At 42.5% G+C, this 15480-nt stretch carries 19 protein-coding genes and 1 pseudogene (1 of these 20 only partly in view); 1 reads left to right on the top strand and 19 read right to left on the bottom strand.

Annotated elements, in window-relative coordinates:
- Window positions 1-249: 249 nt before the first annotated feature.
- From I872_RS00240 to purD, 11 genes and pseudogenes are all read right to left on the bottom strand, one after another.
- Window positions 250-456, bottom strand: a complete 207-nt coding sequence (locus I872_RS00240; RefSeq protein ID WP_015604188.1) for a hypothetical protein — start codon at window positions 454-456, stop codon at window positions 250-252.
- A gap of 44 nt (window positions 457-500) precedes the next feature.
- On the bottom strand, window positions 501-1334 hold the full coding sequence (locus I872_RS00235) for a hypothetical protein (RefSeq protein WP_148284580.1): 834 nt from the start codon (window positions 1332-1334) through the stop codon (window positions 501-503).
- 75 nt (window positions 1335-1409) lie between these two features.
- The gene (locus I872_RS00230; RefSeq protein ID WP_015604186.1) at window positions 1410-1637 is read right to left on the bottom strand and encodes a hypothetical protein; all 228 of its coding nucleotides are present in this window, start codon (window positions 1635-1637) and stop codon (window positions 1410-1412) included.
- 19 nt (window positions 1638-1656) lie between these two features.
- Window positions 1657-1923: a hypothetical protein gene (locus I872_RS00225; protein WP_095666445.1), complete on the bottom strand. Its 267-nt coding sequence runs from the start codon at window positions 1921-1923 to the stop codon at window positions 1657-1659.
- 1 nt (window position 1924) lies between these two features.
- Window positions 1925-2020 (bottom strand): annotated as a pseudogene (locus I872_RS00220) (phosphoribosylaminoimidazole carboxylase); the annotation flags it as partial.
- A gap of 2 nt (window positions 2021-2022) precedes the next feature.
- Complete coding sequence (locus I872_RS00215) at window positions 2023-2715, bottom strand: aspartate/glutamate racemase family protein (RefSeq protein WP_015604183.1); 693 nt, start codon at window positions 2713-2715, stop codon at window positions 2023-2025.
- Window positions 2716-2718: 3 nt separating this feature from the next.
- On the bottom strand, window positions 2719-2946 hold the full coding sequence (locus I872_RS00210; protein ID WP_015604182.1) for a hypothetical protein: 228 nt from the start codon (window positions 2944-2946) through the stop codon (window positions 2719-2721).
- 20 nt (window positions 2947-2966) lie between these two features.
- Entirely contained in the window at window positions 2967-3230 is a 264-nt protein-coding gene (locus I872_RS00205) for a hypothetical protein (RefSeq protein WP_002931759.1), read from the bottom strand.
- A 1-nt stretch (window position 3231) separates the two neighbouring features.
- Window positions 3232-4323: a 5-(carboxyamino)imidazole ribonucleotide synthase gene (gene purK, locus I872_RS00200; protein ID WP_015604181.1), complete on the bottom strand. Its 1092-nt coding sequence runs from the start codon at window positions 4321-4323 to the stop codon at window positions 3232-3234.
- Window positions 4310-4798 (bottom strand): 5-(carboxyamino)imidazole ribonucleotide mutase, encoded by a 489-nt coding sequence (gene purE / locus I872_RS00195; RefSeq protein WP_015604180.1) that lies wholly within the window; start codon window positions 4796-4798, stop codon window positions 4310-4312. Before purE ends, purK begins: the two co-directional genes overlap by 14 nt.
- Window positions 4799-5022: 224 nt before the next feature.
- Window positions 5023-6288: a phosphoribosylamine--glycine ligase gene (gene purD / locus I872_RS00190; protein WP_015604179.1), complete on the bottom strand. Its 1266-nt coding sequence runs from the start codon at window positions 6286-6288 to the stop codon at window positions 5023-5025.
- Window positions 6289-6663: 375 nt separating this feature from the next.
- On the opposite strand from purD, the gene I872_RS00185 reads away from it, so the two are divergent.
- A complete protein-coding gene (locus I872_RS00185; RefSeq protein WP_015604178.1) occupies window positions 6664-8610 on the top strand; it encodes a GBS Bsp-like repeat-containing protein in 1947 nt (648 codons plus the stop codon).
- 218 nt (window positions 8611-8828) lie between these two features.
- Here the strand turns inward: I872_RS00185 and I872_RS00180 are convergent, their stop codons facing one another.
- The 8 genes from I872_RS00180 to mreC all read right to left on the bottom strand — a co-directional run.
- Complete coding sequence (locus tag I872_RS00180) at window positions 8829-9071, bottom strand: acyl carrier protein (RefSeq protein ID WP_015604177.1); 243 nt, start codon at window positions 9069-9071, stop codon at window positions 8829-8831.
- On the bottom strand, window positions 9068-10072 hold the full coding sequence (plsX, locus tag I872_RS00175; protein WP_015604176.1) for a phosphate acyltransferase PlsX: 1005 nt from the start codon (window positions 10070-10072) through the stop codon (window positions 9068-9070). Before plsX ends, I872_RS00180 begins: the two co-directional genes overlap by 4 nt.
- Complete coding sequence (gene recO, locus I872_RS00170) at window positions 10053-10850, bottom strand: DNA repair protein RecO (RefSeq protein WP_015604175.1); 798 nt, start codon at window positions 10848-10850, stop codon at window positions 10053-10055. Before recO ends, plsX begins: the two co-directional genes overlap by 20 nt.
- Window positions 10843-12015: a pyridoxal phosphate-dependent aminotransferase gene (locus I872_RS00165; protein WP_015604174.1), complete on the bottom strand. Its 1173-nt coding sequence runs from the start codon at window positions 12013-12015 to the stop codon at window positions 10843-10845. Before I872_RS00165 ends, recO begins: the two co-directional genes overlap by 8 nt.
- Before the next feature lie 124 nt (window positions 12016-12139).
- On the bottom strand, window positions 12140-13105 hold the full coding sequence (locus tag I872_RS00160; protein ID WP_015604173.1) for a ribose-phosphate diphosphokinase: 966 nt from the start codon (window positions 13103-13105) through the stop codon (window positions 12140-12142).
- A gap of 253 nt (window positions 13106-13358) precedes the next feature.
- Window positions 13359-14546 carry a peptidoglycan hydrolase PcsB gene (pcsB, locus tag I872_RS00155; RefSeq protein ID WP_015604172.1) on the bottom strand — a complete coding sequence of 396 codons (1188 nt, stop codon included), beginning with the start codon at window positions 14544-14546 and terminating at the stop codon, window positions 13359-13361.
- 98 nt (window positions 14547-14644) lie between these two features.
- Window positions 14645-15145: a rod shape-determining protein MreD gene (gene mreD / locus I872_RS00150; RefSeq protein ID WP_015604171.1), complete on the bottom strand. Its 501-nt coding sequence runs from the start codon at window positions 15143-15145 to the stop codon at window positions 14645-14647.
- 1 nt (window position 15146) lies between these two features.
- Window positions 15147-15480, bottom strand: partial view of a rod shape-determining protein MreC gene (gene mreC, locus I872_RS00145; RefSeq protein ID WP_015604170.1) — the 3' end only. It continues 482 nt past the right edge of the window; 334 of the gene's 816 nt are visible here — the last part of the coding sequence; its start codon lies beyond the right edge, outside the window; the stop codon is at window positions 15147-15149.

The following is a 15480-nucleotide window of genomic DNA, read 5'->3' as shown; positions in this document are numbered from 1 at the left end:
CTAGAAAGCGACTGAATTTTAGGAAACCAATCTAAATTCCGAGCTTTCCGCCCGGGTTCAGTTCTGCAAACTAGATGCCCATTCCCTTTCTTTATTTACAGTTAGGAAGTCCGTAGCCCGTATTCAGTTTTGGTGAATATGTGAGCTCTTGTTCCTTTATTTTTATAGTTTTAAATATATCCTTTTATAAAAGAAGAGATGTGTTAGAGTAAGTATAGTTGCCTAACAAATCTATCTCATTTTTTCAGGCTACCAACTCAACTGTTTAAAAGCTCCTTCCAAAGTGCCTTGTTTTTTTAAACCTCTCATTGAAAATCCTGACAATCTATCTACAGTAGGCCAATCAAAGAATATTGCTGAAAAATTACTTTTTTCCTTTTTGGCAGGATAATAACAATACTTTCGGTGCTTATATTTACTGAATAGCTCTTCTTTCGTATAACTTTCAATTATCATATCCTCTGGTTCTAAAGGATATGTCTCATACACATCTTTACATGTTAAAAATAAACCTGGTTTAATTTTTTATTCTCTTGTACACAATAAAAAATTTGGTTATGATTTTCATCAAATGTTCGACTAAATGAATCGCCATTATCTATCATAGCAATATTTTTAAAACATTTCTTATATCTTTCATCATACCCATAAGCATAAAATTCTCTATAAGACTTCCTACCTAAATATCCCTGAATCCTTGATAGGTCAAAATCTTCATCAAAATTTGGAATAAAAATATCATTACATAATTCATTTTCTAAACTTTTATCTTCTGCTTCGAACAATATTCTAGTTCCTATTGGAATTTTATCATTCTTATTGTAAAAATAAATTCTCACTTCATAAATAACTTTATTTCCTGTATCTGTAAGATATTTCGCAACTCTATTTTCATAGTACGCTTGACTATATCTAAAGACTTCATTCTTTTTACTTTGTTGCATGTTAGCTACACTAAATTGAATAAATCCATTTTTAGAATTATTTTTAATTTTTCTATAGGCCTCGTCTTTATTAGGAATGAAATTGTAAAATTCTTTTGCTAGAATGTGTCCTTGATGAAAAAAATTCTGCCCGTTTATTTTTTGAGGATTTCCCTTCGGAAGTTTCATTGTTAAATTTAAATTTGGAGACTTACTGTTCGGGATTCCTCCATCTAACATAGTACGCCATCCTTGAGACTTAGCACCTACCAACCTACTCACAATAGGCTTTTTTCTCAATATTTTAAAGTAAGTATTCTGCTCACAGTACTTAGCTTCGAATCCAAGTATTTTACCCAGCTCGTCTTCCCCTGAAATCCCAAGCCTAATATATAATTCCGATTCTTTCACCTGGCATTGTCCTTTCATTTTATGAATGCAATCCTAAACGCAAATCATTAAACCTTCCATTTATGTCTTATTTAACTACTCAAATTCTTCTTTCCCAATCCAAACAGATGGATAATGGGCCGGTGTATTCAAATCCGTATCTAACGGGACATCATAGATAGCTATATAGTTTTCAGGAAATTGTGCAACTAGCTCTTCATACTTAGCTTTCACTTTTTCGTGGTCGCTACTAGCATACAAGACTTCGACGACTGCTCCGGTCTTATCCTTTTCAACAAATGCATTCACGATGATTTGAATCATAGATTTTCTCCATTAAATTCTAAAAATCTTCTTCTTCCTCAGGATCTTCGTAAGCAAAAAATTCAATCGAAAGTTTTATAGGACGGCTCGTTAATCCAAAACTCTTTATATAATCATAGACCTCATCATCATCGCGCGTATGCTCTATTATCAGTTGATTATTTGTTCTCTCTACAATATGAATCCCTTCTGCATCTGGAATTTCTGGAATGACTACATCATCCGCATAAGTAAATGTTAGAGTAGTAATATCATCTTCAAATACATCATCGAATTCTTCTATCATTTTAAAAATCAATCCCTTCCCCAAATTCAACCACACTATCCGGCGCATCACTAAACAAAGTTACATGCCCTAATCTATGGTTGTGCTTGACTTCTATAATCATTTATTTACTGCCCACTCCGCTGCTTTCTCTGCATGGATCACCGTTGTGTCGTAGAGAGGCAGGTCAGTATCGAATTGTTTGATGAGAAGGCCTATCTCGGTACAACCCAAGATAACAGCTTCTGCGCCCGCTTTTTTCAAATCATCTATAACAGCAAGATAAGTCTGCTTTGAACTGTCTCTGATATCTCCTAGACAGAGCTCGTCATAAATGATTCGATTGACCTCTGTAATACCAGCTTGGTCTGGAATCAGTACTTCTAACCCAGACTCTATTAATTTTTCCTTGTAAAAATCTTGAGTCATGGTGTACTTGGTCCCTAGGAGGCCGACTTTTTGAATACCGTCAGCCAACAAGGCCTGCGCAGTTGCCTGTGCAATATGCAAGATTGGAATCGTAATCTTTTCTTGTATCTGCGGAGCAACCTTGTGCATGGTGTTGGTGCAAATAACGATGAAATCTGCACCAGCTTGCTCCAAGCGCTGAGCAATATCTGCCAAAAGTTGACCGCTTTTCTCCCAGTCTCCGACTGCTTGATAATGCTCAACCTCTGCAAAATCAACACTATAAAGCAGAATCTTAGCTGAATGCAAGCCACCCAGTTCTTTTTTGATGGTTTCGTTGATGATTTGGTAGTAAGATGTGGTACTTTCCCAACTCATACCACCAATCAGACCGATAGTTTTCATAGACTAATCAAACTCCTCCTTGCTTATCGCCACCGACGGATAGTGTGGCAAGCTACTTAGATTTGTATCCAATGGTAAATCATAGATAGCCAGATAATTGTCTGGATATTCAATCTTTAATTCCTGATATTTGACTTTTACTTTTTCATGGTCGGTACTGGCAAAGAGCACTTCCACAACAGCGATTTCTTTTCCTTCCTCCACAAAAGCGTTGACAATAATTTGAATCATAAACTGGTCTCCATTTAACTTTAAAGATTATCATTTTCTGAGTCTTCATGTATAGAAAATTCAAATGAAATTCTCTCAGGATGTCTAGGCAGGCCGTAACTACTCAGATAATCCTTAACTTCCTTCACGGAACAAGAATATTCTAAGACTAGCTGATTGCCAGCTCTCTCTAAAATATGAATCCCCTCTCTATCCGCAATCTCTGGAACAATCAAATCGTCCGTATAAGTCAGTGTTACGGTCGTTATTTCATCATCTAGCAATTCATCAAATTCTTCTGTCATTTCAAAAATCAATCCCCTCACCAAACTCAACCACACTATCCGGCGCATCACTAAACAAAGTCACATGTCCCATCTTGCGGTTGTGCTTCGCTTCTATTTTACCATACAGGTGGAGGTGGGCGCTTGGATTTTCTGAGACATATTTTTCAGCGGCCTCGACGTGCTGGCCGAGAACGTTGAGCATGACAGCTGGGGCATGCAGTTTGATGGCTGGCAATGGTGCTCCGAGAACACCTAGGATATGTGTGTCAAACTGTGAGAAGTCGCAGGCCTCAATCGAGTAGTGGCCAGAGTTATGTGGGCGGGGGGCAATTTCGTTGACAATGATGTCATCAGCTGTCGCAAACATTTCCACACAAAGGGTTCCAGAGAGGCTCAGTTTTTCTGCAATTCGCACCGCCATGGTTTTTGCCTTATCTGCTAGACTTTCCGAAATGCGAGCTGGCACAATGGTCTTAGAGAGGATATTGTTACGGTGAATATTTTCCTGAACTGGGAAGACTGTCACGTCCTTACCATTTCCTGATACGATGACAGAAATTTCAAGGTCAAAATTGACAAACTCTTCTAAGACGCAGGCTGCTGAATCTGCTAGCACACAGGCTTCTTCCAAATCTGCTTCTGAACGAATGACCTTTTGTCCATGTCCATCATAACCACCAGTCGCAGTCTTGAGGACATAGTTGTTAGACAGGTCGATATCTGCCAAATCTTGGCTAGAAGTCACGACCTTGTAGGGTGCCACGGTGACTTGCGCCTTGTTTGCGAGAAAATCCTTTTCAAAAATGCGATTTTGAGAAATGCGGAGTAGGTCTGTCCCTTGAGGGAGCTGACCATCCTTGATGACAGCATCCAAACCGTCGGCATCGACATTCTCAAACTCATAGGTCAGGACATCGCATCGCTCCGCCAACTGACGAAGGGCATCCACATCGTTATAAGGTGCCACGATGATTTCCGCCACGCGAGAGGCCGGGCAATCCTTCGCAGGATCCAGCGCGATAACTCTATGCCCCATGTAGATAGCAGAAATGGCCATCATCTGCCCCAGCTGACCGCCACCGATAATTCCAATTGTTTTAGATGAGCTCATTACTTGACTCCTCAGCGATTTTTCCTTGTTCTTCAGCAAAATCTGCCAAAGCTGTCGCGATAGCCTGATCCTCTACTGACAGGAGACGGAGGGCAAAGAGAGCCGCGTTTGTCGCACCTGCTTCACCGATAGCCATGGTTGCGACTGGTACTCCACCCGGCATCTGCACAATCGAATAAAGTGAGTCCAGACCGCTGAGAGCACGTGATTTGACGGGCACACCGATGACAGGAAGGGTTGTTTTAGCAGCAACCATCCCCGGCAAATGGGCTGCGCCTCCAGCACCTGCAATGATAACCTTGATACCACGGCTGCGAGCTTCTTCCGCATGTTGAAACATGAGGTCTGGTGTGCGGTGGGCAGAGACGACTTTCTTTTCGTAGACTACACCAAAGCGGTCTAAGACTTCGGCAGTTTTTTGCATGGTTGCCCAGTCAGATTTAGAGCCCATGATGATGGAAATAATTGGTTTCATATTAAGATACAAAGGGACGATTCGCTTGCGAAAAATCCCGTAGAAAAATAGGAAAACTAACGACGACGTTACGTCTAGGCAGTTTTATCTTTTTTCCTAGGAATTTAGTCCCGTGTTCAGTTAGGGAAACTAACTGAATACTCCTTTCTTACAGTTTTTCTTTTACTGCGACGATTATTCCTATAGTGGTTCGCTTTCGCTCGCCATGACAACTATAGTATCTGTCAATCTTTTATGGCCTTGCTTCCGATATCTGTTCGGTAAAAGAGACCTTCTGTGTTTTGTTTGTTAAGTTCGCTGTATATGGTGTCTTGGGCTTCTTTGACGGTATCTGCGGTGGTGACGAGCATATAGACACGTCCGCCGTTTGAGAGCAGTGCTCTGCTATTTTCCGCAAACTTAGCCCCTGCATAGTAGGTGATGATGTCGCCATCGGTTTTGGCTGGCAACTCGACACCCTTTTCATAATCTAGCGGGTAGCCATTAGATGCGACAACCACACCCAGAGTTACGCCCTTGTCCGTCCACGTGATGTTTGGCTCCTTGCCATCAAGGATGTCCGTGATATTTTGAGCAAAGTCAGACGTCAGGCGCGGCAGGATAATCTGAGTTTCCGGATCCCCAAAGCGAGCGTTGAACTCGATGACCTTAGGCCCGTCTGCTGTCAGAATCAAGCCCGCGTAGAGCACACCCAAATAAGGGCGACTTTCCTTGATCATGCCCTCAAGGACTGGCTTGACAATAGTGTCAACCGCTGTGTCAACCACACTCTGTGGCAAGTGAGGAACTGGCGCATAGGCTCCCATACCGCCTGTATTAGGGCCCTTGTCCCCATCGTAGGCACGCTTGTGATCCTGAGCGGTCGGCATAATGTAAAACTTGTCGCCATTGACAAAGGCAAAGAGAGAGAACTCCTCACCGTCTAGGAACTCTTCGATAACCACACGCGCACCGCTGTCACCAAATTTATTGTCCAAGAGCATCTCGTGAGCTGCCTCGACCGCCTGCTCCACTGTCTCGGCTACGACCACACCCTTGCCCAGAGCCAAGCCGTCCGCCTTGACCACGATAGGTGCTCCCTGCTTTTCGATATAAGCCTTGGCTTCCTCAAAGTCGGAAAATGTGCCATAGGCTGCTGTCGGCACACCGTATTTAACCATGATTTCCTTAGCAAAATCCTTGGACCACTCCAGCTCCGCTGCCAATCTTGTCGGACCAAAAGCCTTGAGCCCAGCTCGGTTAAAATCATCCACAATCCCAGCAGCAAGGGCATCATCTGGCCCAATAAAAGACCAAACAATATTGTTCGCCTTTGCGAACTCAATCAATTTAGAATGTTCGGAAATTCCAATATTCACCAAGTCTAGCCCATCCAAGATCATGCCATCATTTCCAGGTGCTACAAAGACCTGCTCCACATCCTGAGACTCCAACAACTTCTTGGCAATCGCATGCTCACGACCGCCTGAACCAACAACTAAAAGCTTCATAGCTAAGATACCTCAACATCCATCATCACAGGTGCTTACGCACCAAGGCAACACATCACGTAAAAATCATCGTATTTTTACGAATTATTTATCTAAATTATATCACAATCGTTCGCTTTATTCCATGATGAGCAGGAAAAGAAGAGAAATAATCCACTTTTGTTAGGAATATCCATCTCTGACAAATAAAATCTACCTATATTATTTTTTTGTATTTTGACTATTTCATTACTTTTCTTTCAAATATCAAAGATTTCATGAAACTAAAATAAATTAGAAACTCAAGTTCCATCATCTTTTAAAATTTTTCTTTTTTATATTTTTTCTCGAATAATCTAAATGGAATCATCCAAATTACTTATTCAAAGGAGATTTATGAAGAAATATCAGAAGCTGTTTTTATTATCCGGAGCAGTCCTTGGGCTATTTGCCAGTCATTCCACGGTTCAAGCTGTTGCATCGACTGAAGCTGGGAATAAAGTCCTAGGTCCCACTGATCGTGCCAGCAATGTAACCGTCAATGTCACTGGGGATACGGCACAGATTCATTACGCCCGCTCCAAGGCTCAGGTTCCCTATACCATTTCCCACGCGGTCTGGTCCGACGAAAATGGGCAGGATGATTTGAAATGGTACACTACGCCTCAAACATCCAGCACAGCCGTTGACCTTCGGCAGCACGCTGGCTACGGCACCTTACATGTGCACACTTACATTAATATCAATGGGAAAATGATTGGCTTGAATGGCACTACCTTCACTGTTAATAAACCTGCTAGCAAGACAAGCGTCACAACATCTGGACAAATCGGCCGAATCAATTTTACGCGAAATAAAGACCAAGGGAACTCAAAAATTGTCCATGCAGTTTGGTCTGATGAAAATGGTGGCGATGACCTTAATTGGTATGAAGCTGGGCAAGAGAGTACTGAATTTAACTTTTCTAAGCACAAGGGATATGGAAAATATTTCGTAGATACTTATGAAAATAAAAATGGCAAAATGATTTACCAATCAGGTACCACTTTCCATCTCGAAAAGCCTAATCCGACCATTCAGACAAGCTTCCCTGAACCTGGCATTATGGAAATCCTTATCAAAAATCTTCCTGACACCATGTACAAGGTCACTGTGCCAACTTGGTCTGAAAACAAAGGTCAGGATGATTTGCAATGGTACGAGGCAAGTAAAAATTCTGATGGCAGTTACAGAGTAAGAGTAGAACTGAAGAAACACAATTACGATACAGGAACCTACCATATCCATCTCTACGGTGAAAGCTATGTCAAGCCTGAATTTACAGGATTAGCAGGAACAACTGCTACGATAGATGTCGGAAAGCTGCCTTCCCCAGAAGAGCAAAAACCGCTTTTCTCTGTTGAAAATATCAATCCTGAGCAGGGAACCTATACTGTAAAAATCAGTGAGACTTCAACATCTAAGCCAATTCAGTCCGTTCGCGTTCCCATCTGGAGCACCCATAAACAAAGCAATATCAAATGGTATGAGGCAAGTAATAATGGAGATGGGACCTTTACTGCACAATTTAATATTCGCAACCACCAAGCCTTATCTGGCAATTATATCAATCATATCTACGTCAAATATAAAGATGGCAGCGAACATAGCTATGCGACAGACAGCGTCACTCTCTCTGCTGAAAATATCAAAGCCAGGGTTTCTGTCAATAAAATATCTGCCTACAATTACGAAGTGACCGTTTCCGATGCTTTTGGCCCAGGAACCATTTCTCTACCAACTTGGTCAGAGGTCAATGGCCAGGATGACATCAAATGGTACACTGCTAACAAAGTGGGCGATGGCTTGTATAAATTTACCATCAATACGCAACAGCATGCTGGAAATGGACTCTTCCATACCCATGTTTACCGTAATCTCAATGGTCAGATGACTGGACTTACAGGCACCAGCTATCAGGTTCAAAAACCAACTACGCCTGAGCCAACCCTCTACACCCCTGATTATGCGGGAGCCTCCTCTTATCCTCATGGTCAGTGTACTTGGGGAGCAAAAGTATTGGCTCCTTGGGCTGGTCCTTACTGGGGCAACGGTGGCCAATGGGCAGCTAGCGCACGCGCAGCTGGTTTCCGAACAGGAAGCACACCACAAGTCGGAGCCATCATCTGCTGGACCGATGGTGGTTATGGGCATGTCGGTGTTGTCACCCATGTCGAATCCAACACCCGCATCCAAATCAAAGAATCCAACTATGCGGGCAAACAGTATATTGGCAACTTCCGCGGCTGGTTCAATCCCTACGCCGCTGGTCAAGGAGCTGTCAGCTATATCTATCCAAAATAAATCCACTAAAATAGAGAGTAGGATAGAAATCGGTCATTCGTTAGAATTCGATTTCGTCGTCCCACCTCCGCACAGTTGAGTAGGGCTGTAAAAGCTGATGAAATCAGCGTAGTAGAGCCCACTCAACCACTGCGTCTTGCTCGACAATCCAAAGACAATTGAGAGGCTAGGACTTTTGTCCCAGCCTCTTTTCATCTATTCAAATCAAAGTCGATTTCTTACTTCGCTAGTTTCTTTTCCAAATACGCGACAATATCTGCGACATTTTCAAAGCGATCAACATCCTCATCTGAAATTTCAATCGCAAACTCATCCTCCAAAGTCAGGATAAATTCCATTAAGTCAACAGAATCAGCGCCTAAATCATCTTTTAAGCCCAAAGTTGGCTGGACCACAAAGTCCTCTCCCTGACGTTCTTGGATAATTTCTGTTACTTTTTGATAAATTTGTTCTTGATTCATTCTCTTTCCACCTCTTTTGAAAATTCTACCACAGATTTTCCGACAACATCTGTCTCCAGCATGGTCCGAATCTGACGAATAGTACTATATACGGCCTTTGCATCGCTAGAGCCGTGTGTCTTGACTACTGGCGCCTTGAGACCAAAGAGAACGGCCCCGCCAGCACTGGAGTAGTCCAGACTCTTGCGCATCTCTTGTAAGCTATCTTTAAGCAATAAAGCCCCTAGTTTAGCCTTAAGACCACCACCTAGCACAGCCTTTTTAAGCTGACCTAGGATGCTAATGGCCGTTCCTTCGATAGACTTGAGTACAGCATTGCCCGTAAAGCCATCTGCTACGACAACATCTGCCACTCCATTCATAAGGTCACGCGCCTCTATATTGCCGATGAAGTTCAGCTTGTCATCCGCCGCCAGCAGTGCATAGGTTTCCTTACGCAGAGGATCTCCCTTGCTGGCTTCAGTGCCATTATTGAGCAAACCGACCCGTGGCTGCTTAATGCCACGAACATTTTCCGCATAAAAAGAACCTAGGATAGCATATTGGTGCAGATGGTGAGGGGTATTTTCAGCATTTGCCCCCAGATCCAGCATATCAAAGCCTCGGCCATCTCCAGTCGGTAAAGTGGACAAAAGTCCTGGTCGGTCAATATTTTTGATCCGTCCGACGATAAAGAAGCCCGCTGCCAAAAGCGCCCCTGTGTTACCAGCAGACAGGACCGCATCTGCTTCCCCGTCTTTGACTGCCTTAGCTGCCAAAACCATGCTAGCTTGCTTCTTTTTGCGAATAGCCTTGGTCGGCTCATCATCCGAATCAATCTTTTCATCCGTATGAACGATGCTAACGCGCTCTGTCGCTGTCAACAGAGGTTTTATCTTGGCCTCATCCCCATAGAGAACAATCTCAATATCCGAGAAGTCTCTCAGAGCCTGATTGGCACCTTCGACTAAAGCCTGAGGGGCATTGTCTCCGCCCATGGCATCAATAGCTATTTTTTTCATGCTGTTCTTCCTCATGTTTGTCTTGTAAAATACTGCCCCAGTCGCCCAGAGAGTCGATAAATTTCTTTGATTTGAGATGAATGCCTACGTATTCATCATAAAGTTGATCTATAAAGTCCCTGATCTGTCGCTTGATTTCAGGCTTGAGCGAAATTGTCTCCAGCTCACTAAACTGAACCGCCTGAAACTGATTGAGCAAAAAAGGAATATTGGGATTGAGATGACTGCGATGAGCATCCTTGTGATAATGCTCTGGACAAAGCACTCCGCCATATTGAAAGGAAAAGTCAAAAGGCAGACCTGTCCGATGACAAAAAACACAGTCATGGAAATTCAGAGAAACGCCAAAGCGAGATAAAATCTGAATTTCAAAGATATTTGTCAAAACCTCATAATCCAGCCCTTGATTCATCAAATCTAGTGTCTTCTGCAGAAAGGCAAAGAGGGCTGGATCTGGCTGATTGTCCTGAATACTGGCATCTGCTAAGGCTGCCACATAGCTAGCATAAGCCATGACAAAGAGATCGCTCTTGATTTGCCCGTAACTTTCCACAGCTTGGTAATCTTCGATGTAGCTGAGTCCGTCGTCATTGATTTTCATCAAGAGTTCTGCCGTAGTTAGAGGCTGGATGACTGGTGCCAGCTTGGATTTTCCCGCATGTTTCACGAAAAACATTCGCTTGCCAGCCTGTTCCGTAAAAATCTTGACCAGCTTATCATCTTCTCGAAAATTCCGATTATAGAGAATCAAACTCTTACTCGTTAACGGTCTAAGCATGGTCTTCCATGTACTCCTTGAGCCGTTTCAGAGCTTCTTTGATGGTTTCCATGCTAGCTGCATAAGACAGGCGGACATAACCTTCTCCGTACTGGCCAAAGGCCGCTCCTGGGATAAAGGCCACAGCCTTCTTCTCAGCAAAATCCTGCAAAAAAGCAAAAGAATATTGATTGTAGCCCTCTGGAATTTTGGCAAAAATATAGAAAGCTCCATCTGGCTTGATAATCTGATAGCCCAGCTCTGTCATCTTTTCGATAATGTAATCTCGCCGCTGGATGTATTCCGTCTTCATGGGTTGGGCATCATCCTTACCAGCCGTCAAGGCCTCAATAGCTGCATATTGAGCCATGGTGTTGGCTGCTGTCACTAGATACTGATGGCTCTTGATCAATTGAGCGGTAAAAGCAGCAGGAGCAAAGATAAAGCCTAGTCGCCAGCCCGTCATAGCATGAGACTTGGACAAGCCATTGATCACGATGGTCTGCTCAGGCAAATATTCCGCCAGAGAAACGTGTCCCTGCTCCGTATAAGTCAACTCAGAATAAACCTCATCACAAACGACAAATACTTCATACTTGCTCAATACTGCTGCCAAAGCCTCAATCTGTGCCCGTGAATAGGTCACGCCAGTCGGATTGGCTGGATAGTTGAGAATAACCGCCTTGAGCGCATCCCCCTGCTCCAAGATAGCCTGCTCCAGCATTTCAGGGGTCAAGACAAAGTCGTTTTCTGTCGTATCAATCTCGACAATCTCTGCCCCGACCAAATTGACAATCGGCTCATAGCCTGGATAAGCTGGCGCTGGCAGCAAGACCTTGTCGCCCTCCTCCAGAATAGCCGTCAGAGTCGCAGACAGAGCCTCGGTTGCCCCAATAGTAACTAAGACTTCATCTTCTGGGCGATAGTTCAGATGGTACTTCTCCTTGACAAAATCAGCCGCAGCCTGCCGTAACTCCAAAAGCCCGCTCATTCCTGTATAGTGGCTCTGGTTGGCATCAATCGCGGCCTTGGCCGTCTCCTTGATATGATCCGGTGTCGGAAAGTCCGGCTCGCCCAAGGTCAGCCGCAGAACGCCTGGAATCGTAGAAATAGACTGGTCAAACTGACGAATCAGAGACACTTCAATTTTATCTAAATTCTTATTAAACTTCTTAGTCAAATCCATAGCCGCCTCCGATAATCTAATAGAACTATTATACTATAAATGCAGTACTACAGCAAAATTTTATTACAAATAGGAATAAGAAAGAGATTTAGCAAGTTGCTAAATCTCTAATACTCCACAATACTTATATATTATGTCTTTCAAAAAGGGGGGAAAGTGGGCGTTTTTCATGGATTCGAACGATGGCTTCTGCCAATAGATGAGCGATAGAAATCTGCTCAATCTTATCAATTAATCTCTCCTCTGAAAGATAGATGGTATCTAAAACTACTAATTTTTTAATAGCTGATTTCTGGATATTTTCCATAGCTGGCCCTGACAAGACTGGGTGAGTACAGCTCGCATAGACTTCTACAGCGCCCGACTCTGCCAAAGCATCTGCCGCATGACAAATAGTTCCCGCCGTATCAATCATATCATCGATTAAGATACAAGTTTTACCTTCAACTTTACCAATGATATTCATGACTTCGCTGGTATTCATCTTATCAACGCTACGACGTTTATCAATAATCGCAATCGAAGTCTTGAGAAATTCTGCCAACTTACGAGCGCGGCTCACACCACCGTGGTCTGGGCTGACCACCACATAGTCGCTACCGACCATGCCCCGACGCTCAAAATAATCAGCAATCAAAGGCGCTCCCATCAAATGGTCAACAGGAATATCAAAGAAACCTTGGATCTGAGCAGCATGCAAATCAATGGTCAATAGGCGGTCGACCCCGGCAATTTCCATCAGATTAGCCACTAATTTAGATGTAATTGGCTCACGAGCACGAGCTTTTCGGTCTTGTCTAGCATAGCCATAGTAAGGCATCACCACATTGATAGACTCTGCACTAGCCCGCTTCAAGGCATCCACCATGATCAAGATCTCCATCAGATTGTCATTGACAGGTGAGCTAGTCGACTGCAAGATAAAAACGTGATTACCACGGATCGATTCTTCGATGTTTACTTGAATTTCCCCATCAGAAAATTGACGAACCGTTGATTTACCAAGCGGTATACCAATCTCCTTTGCAACACGTTTCGCTAATTCTTGGTTAGAAGAAAGAGCAAAGAGCTTTAATTCAGAAAAAGACATGATTCCCTCCAGATTCTAAATCGCCTTTTATTGTAACCAATTACATTTGTCCTACCTACCATTGTAACGCTTTTCTAGTAATTTTTCAATAAAAAATAAAAGAGAGAGTGGGACAGAAATCGGTAATTCGTTAGAATTCGATTTCGTCGTTCCACCTCCGCACAGTTGAGTAGGGCTCTACTACTGCGTCTTGCTCGACAATCCAAAGAAAAAATGAGGCTAGGACTTTTGTCCCAGCCTCCTTCATATTTCATTAGTTTGGATAGATATATGTTACATATCCTTGTGCATTTGTTGGATCAAACCATCCACGGTGATTACCGATTGATTGGTTACCAGCATAGTTTGCTTCTGATACTTGAATGTTATTAGCAGATTGAACCGCTGTTACGACTGCAACGTGTCCGTAGCCACCGTCATTCCAACATGCGATAGCTCCAACTTGCGGTTGTGAACCAGTACGGAAGCCTGCTGCTGCTGCACTAGCTGCCCATTGGCCACCGTTACCCCAGAAGTCGCCTGCCCATGGTGCCAGAGTCTTAGCACCCCAAGTACATTGACCTACAGGATAAGTTGATGCTGAAAGGCTATATGTTGGAGTTGCAGCAACTGCTGGTTGAACCGCTGCAGGAGCTTCAGCTGTGTTACTTACTGCTTGAACTTGCGCTGTAAAGCTTGTATTTGCTGAAGCAAGAATAGCTTGTTGTTGCGCTTGTTGTTGGCTTCTATATGCTACTTCTGCTGCTGCTGCCTCAGCTGCTGCTTTTTCAGCCGCTGCTTTTTGTTCTAAGAGACTATCTCTTTCATTTTCAGCACTAGCTTTCTCAGCTGCAAGGTTCAATTGAGCAACCTTGAGTTCAGCTTGCTTAGTTGTCAATGTTTGAGCATCGTCTGCAAGTTTTTGTTGGTTTGCAATGACAGTATTGATAGCTTCATTGTTAGCAACTTGTTTTTCAGCAATTGCTTCTTTATCTTCTTTTTGTTGTTCCAGCATTTTGTTGTTAGCTGAAACGATTTCGCTCATAGCTGCTACACGAGAGATAGCTTCAGTGATTGAAGCAGAGTTGATAATAGTGTTGATGTAGCTTGTTGCTGTACCATTTGTTTGAGCACTACGCGCTTGGTTTGCAAGAGACTCATTACGAGCAACAATATTCTTTGATAACTCTTCAATCTCAGCAGTAAGCTTAGCAGACTCAGCATTCAATTTTTCATTTTCTGCTTGAAGCACTTCTTGTTGCTTTTGAATAGCTGAAACTTGTTCTTGAATTTCATCAACTTGTGCTTGTGCTGCTTTTTGTTGATTCGTTAAACTGCTAATTTTACTATTTTGAGCTGCAATTTTATCATCCGTACTATCAGCCTTAACATTTACTAGCGCAGCACCTTGAGAAAGGATCATTGCACTCAATAAAACTGATGTAAGTAGCTTTTTCTTCATAAAAATATTAACACTCCTTCTTAGTAAGACATTATATAGTATATCAAAAAAATTCTGACTATATATTACGCATTCGTTACATTTCTATTTCTAATTCATCATAAATAGACTTTTTCGAACAAAGGCTGTAATAGTAGGAATAGAAGGGCATTAAATACTAAAGTTGGCACCAAAGCATAGATGATAAAATCAGGGAAAGTCAAGCTTGCTAGGTGCAATAACGACGCAGAAACAAAGCTGATCATTTCAAAAAAGAAAACAATCGTAATAATAGCCAAAACACGTGTCCAACGATTTAGCAAAAATACAGAAAGAAAATGATAGATGACAACTGTCAGTAAGGGCAAGATAAAGGTAAAAAGTCCAATCACATGTAGATAATAAACATCGTAAAAAAGACCTAGAGTAAAGAAAAGGAAAAAAATGTATTCCTTAGAAAAGTTTAGAAACAAGAAAACCGTAAAGAACAATAAGATATGACTTGCTGGATGCCACTTCTCAGCAAATAAATCTACAAATCCTCTTGATAACTGACCATCAATAAAGAAGATTAGAAATAGAAACAAAGTTGTAAAAAAGCTTTCTCTTAGAATTTTCATACTAATTTCTCACTAACAGAACCGCTTGAATATCTGACAAATCAGCAGCAGGCTTCACTAAAACCTCTTTGTTTAATTGATCCTTGCCAGCTGATATTGATAGAACCTGGCCAACCAAGACATTCTCGGCATTATAAGTACCTAGACCACTTGTCGTCACAGTTGCTCCTTCTTCAATTCCATCCACCGTATTTAGCTGACTGACGATAAAAGCTGACTTATCAGTGTCAAAACCAACAATAATGCCATAGGCAAAGCCAGTCTTTGTCTGAATTTTAATGGCAATAGAACTATCATTCTTTTCATTTGTAAGCAGACTAACAATACTTGAAGAG

This window comes from Streptococcus cristatus AS 1.3089, assembly GCF_000385925.1.
Classification (GTDB): Bacteria; Bacillota; Bacilli; order Lactobacillales; family Streptococcaceae; genus Streptococcus; species Streptococcus cristatus_B.
This window is presented reverse-complemented; position numbering and strand designations above follow the sequence as displayed.

Coding starts and splice junctions, on each gene's coding strand:
- I872_RS00240 (WP_015604188.1), bottom strand. CDS start 456: ATGATAATTGAAAGTTATACGAAAGAAGAGCTATTCAGTAAATATAAG.
- I872_RS00230 (WP_015604186.1), bottom strand. CDS start 1,637: ATGATTCAAATCATCGTGAATGCATTTGTTGAAAAGGATAAGACCGGA.
- I872_RS00225 (WP_095666445.1), bottom strand. CDS start 1,923: ATGATAGAAGAATTCGATGATGTATTTGAAGATGATATTACTACTCTA.
- I872_RS00215 (WP_015604183.1), bottom strand. CDS start 2,715: ATGAAAACTATCGGTCTGATTGGTGGTATGAGTTGGGAAAGTACCACA.
- I872_RS00210 (WP_015604182.1), bottom strand. CDS start 2,946: ATGATTCAAATTATTGTCAACGCTTTTGTGGAGGAAGGAAAAGAAATC.
- I872_RS00205 (WP_002931759.1), bottom strand. CDS start 3,230: ATGACAGAAGAATTTGATGAATTGCTAGATGATGAAATAACGACCGTA.
- purK (WP_015604181.1), bottom strand. CDS start 4,323: ATGAGCTCATCTAAAACAATTGGAATTATCGGTGGCGGTCAGCTGGGG.
- purE (WP_015604180.1), bottom strand. CDS start 4,798: ATGAAACCAATTATTTCCATCATCATGGGCTCTAAATCTGACTGGGCA.
- purD (WP_015604179.1), bottom strand. CDS start 6,288: ATGAAGCTTTTAGTTGTTGGTTCAGGCGGTCGTGAGCATGCGATTGCC.
- I872_RS00185 (WP_015604178.1), top strand. CDS start 6,664: ATGAAGAAATATCAGAAGCTGTTTTTATTATCCGGAGCAGTCCTTGGG.
- I872_RS00180 (WP_015604177.1), bottom strand. CDS start 9,071: ATGAATCAAGAACAAATTTATCAAAAAGTAACAGAAATTATCCAAGAA.
- plsX (WP_015604176.1), bottom strand. CDS start 10,072: ATGAAAAAAATAGCTATTGATGCCATGGGCGGAGACAATGCCCCTCAG.
- recO (WP_015604175.1), bottom strand. CDS start 10,850: ATGCTTAGACCGTTAACGAGTAAGAGTTTGATTCTCTATAATCGGAAT.
- I872_RS00165 (WP_015604174.1), bottom strand. CDS start 12,015: ATGGATTTGACTAAGAAGTTTAATAAGAATTTAGATAAAATTGAAGTG.
- I872_RS00160 (WP_015604173.1), bottom strand. CDS start 13,105: ATGTCTTTTTCTGAATTAAAGCTCTTTGCTCTTTCTTCTAACCAAGAA.
- pcsB (WP_015604172.1), bottom strand. CDS start 14,546: ATGAAGAAAAAGCTACTTACATCAGTTTTATTGAGTGCAATGATCCTT.
- mreD (WP_015604171.1), bottom strand. CDS start 15,145: ATGAAAATTCTAAGAGAAAGCTTTTTTACAACTTTGTTTCTATTTCTA.